Source organism: Shewanella sp. 10N.7, from assembly GCF_020806285.1.
Lineage (GTDB): Bacteria > Pseudomonadota > Gammaproteobacteria > Enterobacterales > Shewanellaceae > Shewanella > Shewanella electrodiphila.
This window is the reverse complement of the sequence record NZ_JAJGZS010000013.1, coordinates 69,195-82,333: the sequence shown is the minus strand read 5'-3', so window position 1 is coordinate 82,333 and position 13,139 is coordinate 69,195. Positions and strand designations below refer to the sequence as shown.

General features: G+C 43.3%; 9 protein-coding genes. All 9 read right to left on the bottom strand.

Translation table 11 applies throughout. From position 1 onward, the window contains the following. Positions 1–44: 44 nt before the first annotated feature. Entirely contained in the window at positions 45–1,019 is a 975-nt protein-coding gene (locus LMH66_RS10160) for an HlyD family secretion protein (RefSeq protein WP_229369786.1), read from the bottom strand. After that, positions 1,009–2,454 carry a TolC family protein gene (locus tag LMH66_RS10155; RefSeq protein ID WP_229369783.1) on the bottom strand — a complete coding sequence of 482 codons (1,446 nt, stop codon included), beginning with the start codon at positions 2,452–2,454 and terminating at the stop codon, positions 1,009–1,011. Before LMH66_RS10155 ends, LMH66_RS10160 begins: the two co-directional genes overlap by 11 nt. Positions 2,455–2,590: 136 nt before the next feature. Next, the gene (gene tldD / locus LMH66_RS10150; RefSeq protein ID WP_229369780.1) at positions 2,591–4,039 is read right to left on the bottom strand and encodes a metalloprotease TldD; all 1,449 of its coding nucleotides are present in this window, start codon (positions 4,037–4,039) and stop codon (positions 2,591–2,593) included. 215 nt (positions 4,040–4,254) lie between these two features. Then, entirely contained in the window at positions 4,255–5,088 is an 834-nt protein-coding gene (locus LMH66_RS10145; RefSeq protein ID WP_229369778.1) for a carbon-nitrogen hydrolase family protein, read from the bottom strand. Further along, entirely contained in the window at positions 5,012–9,499 is a 4,488-nt protein-coding gene (locus LMH66_RS10140; RefSeq protein WP_229369775.1) for a YhdP family protein, read from the bottom strand. The genes LMH66_RS10145 and LMH66_RS10140 overlap by 77 nt, the downstream gene beginning before the upstream one ends. Continuing rightward, positions 9,499–10,989 carry a ribonuclease G gene (gene rng / locus LMH66_RS10135; protein ID WP_229369773.1) on the bottom strand — a complete coding sequence of 497 codons (1,491 nt, stop codon included), beginning with the start codon at positions 10,987–10,989 and terminating at the stop codon, positions 9,499–9,501. The genes LMH66_RS10140 and rng overlap by 1 nt, the downstream gene beginning before the upstream one ends. Positions 10,990–11,090: 101 nt before the next feature. After that, complete coding sequence (locus tag LMH66_RS10130; RefSeq protein ID WP_229369770.1) at positions 11,091–11,684, bottom strand: Maf family protein; 594 nt, start codon at positions 11,682–11,684, stop codon at positions 11,091–11,093. Between the two features lie 2 nt (positions 11,685–11,686). Then, a complete protein-coding gene (mreD, locus tag LMH66_RS10125; RefSeq protein ID WP_229369769.1) occupies positions 11,687–12,175 on the bottom strand; it encodes a rod shape-determining protein MreD in 489 nt (162 codons plus the stop codon). Further along, a complete protein-coding gene (gene mreC / locus LMH66_RS10120; RefSeq protein ID WP_102527447.1) occupies positions 12,172–13,077 on the bottom strand; it encodes a rod shape-determining protein MreC in 906 nt (301 codons plus the stop codon). The genes mreD and mreC overlap by 4 nt, the downstream gene beginning before the upstream one ends. Positions 13,078–13,139 lie beyond the last annotated feature (62 nt).

Here is a 13,139-nt window from a genome sequence, read left to right as displayed (position 1 = left end):
TGCACCTTAACCTCTAACGACACTTTAACCTCTAACTAAAAATGCTAATCAACACTCAATAGCACTGACATACCGACTCTTAAATCAGCAATTGGACGATTCGGACGCAGCTCCACCTCAAAGGTGCGCATATCAAAATCGTGGCCACTTTCAGTGGAGCGCCAAGTGGCAAAACTGCCCATGACGCTAATATGTGAAATGGTAAATTCTTCAGTCACATTTAACGCAGGGATCGTTAATGCCACTGTTTGACCTTGCTTAAAATCAGCTAATTGGTCTTCACGCAGTTGCATTACCGCCCACGCATCAGAAATATCAATCAGGCTAACAACAGGAAAGCCGCTTGGTGCTAACTCACCCGCTTGCAATAACACTTCACTGACCTCAGCCACCTTAGGAGAGCGCATTTGGCTATCAGCTAAAATAGCACTGACTTCTTTAACTGCGCCCTCTGCCATACGTGCATTACCCGCAGCTGCAGCTTTCGTTTCAACTCGAGCACCTTCATCAGCCATTTGATACATAGCTAATGCAGCTTGCTCAGTATATTGCGCCGCTTTCCATTGGGTGAATGCTTCATCTCGCTTTTGTCTGGCGACCACGCCTTCATCAAACAAGTTTTCCACTCTTTGATAGGTTGTGGCCATTAAGTCTGTTGCCGCTTTCGCTTTTAACCATTGCTCTTTAGATGCTGTAACTTGTTGCTGACGCGCGCCATTATCTGCTTCTTGTTGCATGGCTTTAGCAGCATCTCGTCCGCCCTCTGCTTGCATCAGTTTTGCATCTAACTCAGGGCTGTTAATCGCAAACAATAAATCCCCAACTGCCACTTTATCGCCACGTCGAACCATGACTTGCTCAACTCGTCCTGGCACCTTAGATGAAATGTTGTATTCTCGCGCTTCAATTTGCCCTTGTAATACCCTTTCTTTTGGCTCAAATGCTAGTTTTAGTCCGTAAGCTAATGTGCCTAGCAGAAAAATAATTGCGATAACGGCAATAACTCGATTAGCCCGCATGTTGCTGCTCCTGTAATTGGGTTCGACCAATGAACTCATCTAATTGGCCACTGATAGCCATTAATCTTGCGTAAGCCTGTACATAACGATATTGCGCCCCTAATTGCTGAGTTTTTACCGCGCTGAGTTTAAGCTCTGCATCGACTCGATCAATTGAGGTGGATAGGCCTTGATTAAAGGCTAACTCTCGCAAACGCAGGTTTTCTGTTGCCAACGCCAAAGATGTATTTAACGCTTTCACTTCTTCATCGGCTTGTTGTAATTGGCGATAACTTTGATCAACCAATAAGCTTAAATCCTGTTGTGTTTGAGCTTTTGTATACTTAGCTTGTAACAATGCACTTTGTGCTGCTTCCACTTTGCCACTGCGGCCATCACGACTAAACAGTGGTACATTGACGCCAACACCTACCATCCAATCTGGTTCAATCTGTGAAAACAGGCTGTCATCTTCATACAAGGTATAGTTACCGTATAAAAACACAGTCGGGTGATAACGCCCCTTCTCTAGCTGAATGAGGCCACTCGCTTGCGCTTCTTTGGCTTCAAGTAGTTTCAGCGCAGGATGTTGAGTTAACGTTAGCTGACTTAAACGCGGCAACGAGGGAGATTGAGGCAAACTGAACAATCCTGAAGTGGGATTAGCATCGGTGAGCTGCAGCATTCGCGATAATGCAATTTGCGCCATTTCGTGTTGGCGTTTTGAGCTACCTAAATTTACTTTGGCATTTTCTAGTGCCACCTGAGCATTCAATCGCTCAACTTTGGCAATCTGACCTTCACGCTCTAGTTTTTGTGCATGAGATTCGTGTTCAGCAAGGGAATCAACTAATTGCTGATTGGTATTTACTAAGGTTTGCGTCACCGCTACGGCAAAATAGCGATCCACTAACTGAGTGAAAAGATCTCGCGTTGTTAATGAGTATTGATGCTTTTTCTCTTCGACATGGGCGGCATGAATACCTTGAGCAGCTGTAATTTTACCACCGGTATAAATCGGCCACATCGCTTGTAAGCTAGCGCGAAAAATATCTTGTTCAGTAAACGGCGTGACGAACATTGAACCAGGGATCGCCGCTAATGCTTCACCTAATGCCGGTGGTAAACCCGAAGGATCAATCGCAGCTAGAGGGTTAAGATCACGCAAATCAAGTTCGATTGGCTTTTCTAAACGGGTATAACTACCTGCAAGATTAAGTGAAGGCAGATTCATATCTTCGCCAGCACGCTCTTCAGCTTCAGCACGACTGACTTCTTGAGATTGGGCTTTGAGTTGGTCGCTGACAGTTAATAATTGCTGCCACGCGCTATTGAAGGCAATAGGTTCTGCTACAACAGGATGGGAAAGCGCACATAACGCAAGCAATGACGGCAATGCAGTTCGTCTTTTACTTGAATCAAACATACTCGAACAGAAAACAGCTAAATGCCTCATTAACTTCACCCTTTAAGTAGAGTAATTACTCTATTGATGGAGAATTATAACTAGTTTTACTTTTCACTACTACAGCAATGCTTTACCTATGTCACATAAATAAAAAAGGTGTCACCTAGACACCTTAGCAATTCACTTAAGCTGTACCGCCTACGGTTAAGCTGTCTAGTTTTAAGGTTGGCTGACCGACCCCAACAGGAACACTTTGGCCATCTTTACCGCACACACCAACACCTTGATCAAGTGCTAAGTCATTACCCACCATCGAGATTTGACTCATTGCTTCTGGACCATTGCCAATTAAGGTCGCGCCTTTAATCGCGTCGGTCACTTCGCCGTTTTCAATTAAGTAGGCTTCAGAAGCTGAGAATACAAACTTACCAGAAGTGATATCAACTTGGCCGCCACCAAAGTTTGGTGCATAAATGCCTTTTTTAACAGATTTAATCATCTCTTCTGGCGTAGAATCGCCAGCTTCCATATAAGTATTGGTCATACGTGGCATTGGTAAATGAGCATAAGATTCACGACGACCATTGCCAGTTGTCGCTTCGCCCATCAAGCGCGCATTTAGCTTATCTTGCATGTAACCTTTCAAAATTCCATTCTCAATCAAAGTGGTTTTTTGTGTCGGCACACCTTCATCATCAATGCTAAGCGAACCACGGCGATCTGCAATGGTGCCATCATCAACCACTGTCACCAGTTCTGACGCCACTTTTTGGCCCACTTTACCACTAAAGGCACTGCTGCCCTTACGATTAAAGTCACCTTCTAAACCATGACCTACCGCTTCATGCAATAATACACCTGGCCAGCCATTCCCTAATACAACCGGCATTTCGCCAGCTGGCGCATCAATGGCATTCACGTTCACTTGTGCTTGGCGCACTGCTTCACGTGCAAACTGAAAACAAACAGGTAATCCTGCGTCATCATTGACCATAAATACACTGTAATCATGACGACCACCGCCACCAGCACTGCCGCGTTCACGTTTGCCATTATCTTCTAAAATGACACTACAATTAAAGCGCACTAACGGACGAATATCTGCAGCTAATGTGCCGTCACTCGCCGCCACTAAAATCTCTTCATGAACGCCAGATAAACTCACTACAACTTGAATAATGCGGCTATCAAGGCTGCGAATATAAGCATCGGTTTCTTTTAACAACTTAATTTTTGGCGCTTCTTCCATCGCAGCAATTGGGTCGGCGCTATCATATAAACTATGAGTGGTATGACGCTTGAAGGCATGTACTTTATGCTCTTGACCCGCGAGTGCGATGCCTCTGGCAGCTTCTGCAGCAGACTGCAATGCAGCTGGGGTAATTTCATCGGCATAAGCAAAACCGGTTTTCTCACCCGTAATCGCCCTAACGCCCACACCGCGTTCAATATGAAAGCTGCCTTCTTTAATAATGCCATCTTCAAGGGCCCATGTTTCATGGCGGCTACCTTGAAAGTACAAGTCTGAAAAATCAATATTATGTTGGTGAATAATGTTTAGGTAATCCTGAAGACCATCTAACGTTAATCCATCTTGTAATAAACTTTGTTCTACTTGAGCTAGAAATGGCATTAATTCTCTCTTTAAGCCTAGCGGCTTCTAAAATGATGCTAATCAATCGCAATATCAGCTGCGATTCTCGATAATTTGTTGTTTCTTATTAAAGCAATTTATCATTACTTTGACGGCGCTGCTTTATATTCTAATGGTGCTTATTAGGCTTTTACTTCATACAAGCTCAGTAGGTATAAACCCAGTTAACATACTCATGGGATGAGTCATTACAATTAACTTATGAGCGATGGCACTTTAAAGCGGTTATGCTGCATCACTGGAATTTGCTGCCTGATTTTTTCAAGCGACTCCAGCGATACCTGATGCTGAACCCAGCCAAGGCCTGTTTTACGTTCGGCGAGTACTTCCCCCCAAGGATCAACAATCATGCTTTGTCCCCAGGTTTCTCGGCTACCTTGATTATGCTGCCCCCATTGATCTGCTGCCAATAAAAAACATTGGCTTTCAATGGCTCTAGCCTTTACTAACGTTTGCCAATGCGCTTCACCCGTCACTTTAGTGAAAGCCGAAGGAAGTGCAATAAAATCAGCGCCAGCAAGCCGTAACGCGCGAAACAGCTCAGGAAAGCGAATATCATAACAAATGGCTAATCCGACATTGCCAAATGGTGTCTTTACCACCGTTATACGTTCACCAGGGCAAAACGTATCACTTTCTCTATAGGATTGGGTGTTATCAGCCACGTCAACATCGAACAAGTGCAATTTATCATAGCTACCTAAGGTATCACCCGCATCATCAAATAGATAACTACGGCTAAAGACTCTGCCATCTCCCGCTAAAATCGGGATAGTACCTGCCACCATATAAACTTGATGTTGCTTAGCCAAATCCGCTAGTGCGTTTTTAAGATGACTGGTCTCATCATCTCCTGCGACATCGAGTTGCTGTTTCTCATGGCCACCAAACAACAAACTGCACTCAGGTAACACGACTAATTGCGTTTCACCTTGATGGCGAGGAAGGCATTTAAGCTGCGAGTCTATATATGCCAGATTGGCTGTGACGTCTCGACTGCTTTGGCATTGTAATAAGCTGATTTGCATCTGAGCCTCTCTGGCTGATATTGAGCTTTCTGATACTATCTCGGTAACTTGCAAAAGAGATTACATTCGCGTCTTCAATCGTCGCATTAAACGCTAAATCAGAAGTTGATTCATCAAGCATTGGCTTGGCGTCAGATACAGCTTCTGGTTCAGGTTCGAGTTCAGGTTTAACGCTTACTTCTGTAGTAGGAATTTCATCGCTACTCACACCATTGTTCAAACTTTTGTTCGCATTATCGCTTTTACTAACGTTTATGCCACCGTTTGAATCAAGCGGCGTTTCACCTACAGGGACGTCTTTTTTCGGCAAGATTGACTCAGGAATTTCAATTTCTTTACTTTTGCGCTCTAGTTCTTCTAGTTGAGGATCTGTCATCGTGCCGCCTAAACGGAAACGAATTTCTGAAATAACCTCAATCACAGGCTCCAACACTTTAGTTAAGGCAAACGCACCCAAACCTAATGTCCATGCACTGGTACTCAGCAGTACCACTGTCGGCACACTGGATGCAAGCTGCGGAATAAAGCGAATATCATAATTCAAACTTTGGCTGGTTAAGTCAGTATAGCCACGCACTTTCATGTTGCCTGCTATCGCGTCCATTTCTGTATCAGTAGTTTTAACCACGCCATTATCGATATTCAGTGAACCACCAAACGAATCAAAATAAAGCCCTTTACCGAATACATCAGAGAAATCTAACGACAGCTTTCTCACCAAGGAATCTAAACTAAACAAAGAGAAAATACGGGCGCCTTTATCACTGATTTCAGAAAGGTAACCCTTACCCATATCAAATCTTAATTTACCGTTCAAAGTTTCTAAAGAAAATGCATAAGGTGCCCCTTGCCATGAAAACTCTCCAACCATATTCACAGGCGCATCTTTCAAACCTGGGTTGATACCCAGTGCATCAGATAGAGCATCAAATTTACTCGCTTCAACATTCACATCAAATGTAGTTAGGCTTTTACCGTCAGCAAATGTCCAATCCCCAGAAGCCAGCATACTGACTATGGGACGGGTTAAGGTTAAGGTTTGAAAACGATAACCATCTTCATAAGGGATACCTTGTAAAACGAGGTGGCCCAGTTGCGCTTGATATAACTTAAAGTCATCAACATCGACAGCCAAGGGAGGCAAGTTTTCCAACAAATTACCGGGGGTAAATTCCGCTTCTTCTGCAGACTTAACCTTTGGAGATAAATGCAGCTTACTGGCGACAATTTTAAGTCCTTGTTCGCGCCAGCTTGGATAAAAATCAACATGACCATCAAGCTGTTCAGACTGAATATCAAAACGCCAAACATGTGTTAACGGCTTGGCTGAAAAGCTCAATTGATTAAAATTCTGACTTAAGATATTTAATGAGCCTATTTGGGCATCGATTAAAATCAAAGGTGGGAAAAAACTCGACTTCGGTGCTGCTGTTGAGACTTCATTTAACAGTGGCTCTGAAGACTGTAGAGCTGGAATCGATATGTCAGCAAGAGTCACCTCATTGGTATTCGCCAAAGCTGCAGTTGTTAACTCTGTATTCAAGTCAGGCTCAACCTGTAAGTCAGTACCTTCAATTGCTTTATTAGCGGGGGCGTCAGCTGTTGCCATTAATACTTGCGTCGGAGTGATTGATTCTGTGTGAACGATCGTGTCAGCTGTTGCTAACGCATTCGCAGCAAGCGAGCTTTCAGGCAAGGCATCGATAGTTGAATTCGCTTTATCAGTAAACTTGCTGATGATAGGAAGCCACTGAGTCAACTCAGTTTCAGGCAAATCAATTTGAATATGGCCTTGGTCTTTAGCGAGTTTGTCACCTAATTTAAAGTGCCGCCCTAACAGTAAATCATAGTGAGCGAGAGCACCGCCATTACCTTCATTAAAGCCTCCCCAAAACTCAGCATCTTTACCTAGTTTTATCCCTAAAGATGATTGTTTATTATCACCGACTAGCTCTGCACGGAGGACTTTGGTTTGATCTGCATCCTTATAAAATGGCGCAGGAAGTGACAATGACGTACCAACGAGATCTGAATTGACTTGAACCTGAAGGCGGTAACCCGTTGGGTCAAATATCATGGTAACAGCACCATCCCAAGCCATATTGCCTGAGTAGTATTCGCTTAACGGGTTATCAATATAGCTCGGTAACGTATCAAGATCCCATTGACCAGCCAAGTCTATAGTTAATGCCAGATCCCCAGTGTTGGTTGGCTCTGTGGCAAAATCAAATGTCAGCGGCTGCTCAAATAAATTGGCATTTATCGCTAAACCATTCACCTCAGCATTATTGAATTCAACATTACCTGTGACTTTTTCAAGTTGTAGTCCTGGTGTCGTAACGTATACGCTGTTGCCATTAAACTTAATGATGCCTTTATTATCTGCTTTTCCACCTTCGTAAAGCGGAATGGTTAAATCTAATTCACTGACAATATCACCCGAGATTTGCACCACATTTAATGTAGGGCTAATTGAGGTTTTTAACGGTGAATTATCAATAACAGCTTTGGCTGCATCGGCATCAGCGCCAACGTTAGCTTCTACTCTCAATGTCGTTTCTTTACCCATATGTGGGATATAGATATGGGCGCCATCAGCCGGGACATCGAGTAAGTTGCCTTTATTGACCACAAGATCCATCGCTGCATTTTCAAATAAAGCATATAAACTCAAATCGTCGACAGCTGGCCAAGTCGGCTGAAACGAAAAAGCACCATCATTGAGATTAAAGCCCGCTTGAAAAATGCCCGAGTTATCTTGATAAGGAAATTGGTTCAGTTGACCATGCCACACAATTTTCGCATCAGGGATCTCCCCTTTTAATAAAGAGGCATTTAAGTAATCAACTAGATTGTCACTCATTGTGTGCAGCGGGAAATATAGACCAGCATTATCTACGTCAGCAATTGCCACATTAGCACTTAATGCCAAGTGCGCAGCATTATGCATATCTAATTGCATCGAGGCAGCAATGTCTATATCTGGGTTATGAAAATGCACATTAGGCAAGGTTAACCGAGAATTATTGACACTGTACTGAACTTGAAAGGCCTCGCCTATTAACGCAAGTGGCGCTTCAAAACCATCTTGAAAGTCTAATCGATAATCTTGCTGAGGAAACTCAGCATTTAACAAACCATTGGCCCAAGACAGATTAAAGTCAATCGCGCTGCTTCCAGGGATATTATTTGAAGCTAGCCACTGTAGTTGTTTAACCTCTGTTTTTAATAACAGAGGTTTACCTGGCTCTTTTAATAGCTGCAAAGGCCCAATAAGCCCTTTAGGTGAGAGTGCACGCCATTTTGCGACTCCTTTCTCGCCCATTTTAGGGATAAGAGGTAACAGCGGGGTTAATACTTCAGGCGCAATTTCGTTAATGCTAACAGAGAGGTCACTGTAATTCGTTTTTAGGGACAATTTAAGCTCTGGCCACGACTCACCATTAGTTGAAAAATCTAAGTCATGACTGCTCACTTGCCAGCCCGTTTCATTTGGCTGCCATTTTAACGCTCCACCATTAATGGCAAACCTTTGTTGCTCGCCAGCAGTATTCCACTGTAACCAGCTGGGTTCAAACATCAATAAACCTGTATTAATCGTTCGATATTCAATACCTAACCAAGCTTCAAGATTCACTACCCCTTCAAATTCAATATTGTCCAGTTTAAGCAACGGCTCATGTTGCCTAGACGCCCACTCACCTAAATCTAACGATTCTGCTGATAAGTAAATCTGTCCAACCAGTTCATCAGGGTTATAGCCATCACCATTTAAATCCACTCTTAATGCCAGTCGCTCACTTGCTGATGCTTCTGAGTCAAGGTGCATAAAGCCTTTACCTTGATGTAAGTCTGTTCCGTTATGCCAGATAAAATTGCTGATATAAATCGGTCTAAAATCATGATTATGGCTTAATAGCTGAAGGGTGCCGTCGCTGATGGAGAAATACTCGAGCTGTTCTAATAACAGTGCATATAACCAATCTATATTGGTATTGCTCACTGGCTTTTCGCTATCTGTAGACAACTCATCAACATTAAGTGCCACATGTATGCCATCAAACTTTACGGTTTCAATTTTAGGTGACAAAGTCAGCAAGGTTTGCCAGAAATCGAGTTTAAAGTGGACTTTGTTAGCGATGATCGTTACCGGCAAAGCTTGCTGGGGAGGAACAACTAAATTATTTACCGTTAATGCTGGCCCAAACGCTTGCCATTCAGCTGACAGTTTGCCGACTTGCACTTCCACTTGATATTGGTCGCGCAAATAATTGATCACTTCATAACGAGCTTCGGGTAGTTGGGGTAATAAACCACGGATGAGACTGACCGCTAGCGCAAATAGTACAAGTACTACGGCTACAATTTGGAACAAAAAACGACACACTGTTACGGTTTTACTTTTGGGCACTACACCATCACCACATCATACTTATTTTGAGTATATAAAGTTTCGTTTTGAAGGCGGATTTGCTTACCAATATAAACTTCTAGCTCAGCCAATAAGTGGCCTTCCTCATTACTTAAACTCTTGTAAACTGCAGGGGAGCAATATAATAAAAACTCATCAGCTGCATATGCTCGGTTTAAACGAATAATTTCTCTAAAAATCTCATATGAAACGGTTTCTACCGTTTTCATCGAACCCGTGCCATTACAAGCTGGGCACTCACCGCACACCACATGCTCAAGACTTTCACGTGTGCGCTTTCGGGTCATTTCAACTAAACCTAACCCAGAAAAGCCACTCACACTGGTTTTAACTCTGTCCATCGCTAAGGCCGCTGTTAAGCTGTCCAATACGCGTTTCTTGTGTTCTTCATTCATCATATCGATAAAGTCGATAATGATTATACCGCCCAAATTACGCAATCTTAATTGTCTTGCTATTGCTTGGGTGGCTTCTAAATTAGTATTAAATATTGTTTCAGCTAGATTTCGATGACCGACAAATGCACCAGTATTAATATCAACTGTGGTCATGGCTTCTGTCTGATCAATAATTAAATAACCACCCGACTTAAGTTCAACCTTTCGCCCTAATGCACGTTGAATTTCATTCTCAACATCATAGAGTTCAAAAATCGGTGATGGCCCAGCATAGTGCTCAATTTTGGCCGCTATTTCTGGCATAAACTCTTGCGCAAAACCTTCAATTTCAGCGAAGGTTCGGCGTGAGTCCACTTGGATATTGTCCAGCTCCGTGCCAACAAAATCACGAATAATTCGCACTTGAAGCGCTAAATCTTGATACAACAAGGTCGCACCTTTGCGCTTACGACGCTCACTGACCTTAGCCCAAACTCGACGTAAAAAAGCGGCATCCTGTGCCAGTTCATCATCACCTACGCCTTCGGCAGCAGTTCTGATAATAAAACCGCCATCTTCATCGACATAAGGCTCAGTGATCTTCTTTAAACGGCTGCGTTCTGACTCTTCTTCAATGCGTTGCGACACACCAACATGGCTTGAGCCGGGCATAAAGACTAAATAACGCGAAGGTAAGGTAATATCAGTTGTGAGGCGAGCACCTTTCGTTCCAAGCGGATCTTTAACCACTTGCACCATGATATCTTGACCTTGGCGAACCAATTCTGCGATATCACGAACAACAAAGTTGCCCTTTTCAACATCAGCTACACACTCGGTATGCGGCACAATGTCAGAGGCGTGTAAGAATGCGGCTTTTTCTAGGCCGATATCCACAAAGGCAGCTTGCATGCCAGGTAGCACACGACTGATTTTTCCTTTATAGATATTGCCCACAAGGCCACGTTTCATGCGGCGCTCGATATGCACTTCTTGTAACACGCCGTGCTCAACAAGTGCGACCCTTGCCTCAGTTGGCGTGACGTTAATCAGTAATTCAGAGCCTTTTTTACGCTGTGCTTTTGTTTGCATAAGCCACCTGTTTAACGCCCTGCTGCAAGGATGATGCATTACTCACGCGTATATTTTTTGATAGTCAGCGCAGTAAAATTCACATGTTTGCGAACGAAAAGTTAAGTTAATTCAATTTGATTCATTTCATGTAGTAATTCGCGCGTCTCAACAAGAGGTAAACCGACTACCGCTGAATAACTACCCTTTATCGACTTTACAAAGCAACCACCTAAACCTTGGATACCGTAAGCTCCCGCTTTATCCATTGGCTCTTGTGTGTCGATATAGTCATTAATTGTATCTAGTGTCAGATGACAAAATGTCACTTCCGTTTGGCACAGTCTAGTGAGCGTAGTCTTACCATTGGTCACCGCTACTGCCGTCATCACCTGATGTGTTTTCCCTGATAAATCAGAAAGTATGCGCTGCGCATCTTGCTTATCTACTGGTTTACCTAATATCTGCTCACCTAATACCACAATAGTATCTGAGCCAAGCACCTTATGGTTTTCGCCATCAGGACATAAAGCTAAGCCTGTTTGGGCTTTTTCTTTAGCTAATCTAACAACGAAGTCCGCAGCAGGTTCGCCTGAAATATGCGACTCATTAATATCTGGTGCAACCTGGTCAAATGAAAAATGCTTTTCAGTGAATCCAACTTGAGCAAATAGCTCTTTACGTCTTGGAGAAGTGGAAGCGAGCACCCAACCCATATCTAACGGACCTTATAACTACGGCGAATATTTCTAAGCACCCAGAACACCCACCACCACATAAAAATACTCGAGATAGCAGGTAAAAACATCGCCCAATCGAAGGCAACACCATTAACAACAAATTCAACCCAGTAAATAATAAAGTGATAAAGACATATAAAAATGGCTACTAAAATAGACTGCTGCCAACGGGTAAAGTTTCGCAGTCGCTGTGATTGCATCACAATCACATAAATCACAATCGAAAATGCCAAGGAACGTATACCTAAGGTCGCCCCTAGCAAGACATCCAATAATACGCCTAAGAACCAAGCGGTTAAGATGCTATAACGATGCGGTAAGGCCATCGCCCAGTAAATCATTACCATTAGCAACCAATCTGGTCGCCAAGCTTCGACGATTTTAGGCAGTGGCATGATTTGAAACATCATCCCAATAAAAATTGTCACTAATACGACAAAGCGGCCATTGGCAATATGTGCACTCATTGACTGCCCTCGTCTTGTGTTTCTGGTTCCACGCTTGGATTATCAATCGTTGATATTTCTGAATGGATTGAACTAGGCAGATCATCTAAATTGTCGTCAGGCCAAATCAGCAACACGTAGCGAATTCGATCTAATGCAGCTAACGGCTGAGCTGAAATCACAGAATAACTTTGCCCAGCATCACGGGAGATTTTCATCACTCGCGCGACAGGGTAGCCTTCAGGGAAGCGTTGACCTAAACCAGAAGTCACCAATAAATCACCGACTACGATGTCTGTACTTTTGGCCACATGACGCAGTTCAATTTCATCAATATCACCAGTGCCTTGAGCCATCGCGCGGACATCATTTCGAGTGATTCGAACAGGTATGCCATGCGTCGGATCGGTTACCAATAATACCCGACTCGTTAACTCACTCACTTCAACCACTTGGCCAACAACACCTTGGGCATCTACGACTGATTGCCCGACAAAAACACCGGTACGTGCACCATGGTTCAGTACCACATAATGACGAAACGGATCACTGGCTACTTCCATGACTTCGGCAACCACTTTACGAGCATCCATGTGGACAGGAGAACCCAGTAAAGCTCTTAAACGTACATTTTCTTGTCGTAAATGTTCGAAACGTTGTAATCGTTCTGACATCATTAGTTGTTGTCGTAATAGTTCTTTATTTTGTTGAGCCAACATATTGCGCGTTGCAATGGAGTCTGCTGACCAATCCAATAATAAACCTGGCACGTTGGCTAAATACTGTAAGGGACTTAATACTGAGGAAATGGACTGACGAATAGGATCGAGGCGATCATTAGCGATAAGTAATACCACCGACAAAAAAATTGCCAGTGTTAATCTGAATTGTTGCGATATGCCACGAACAAAAATGGGTTTCATAATTTGTAGGCGGTGACACTCTTAATAATATCATCAGAGTCTACACCGCCATTGTTTCGCTC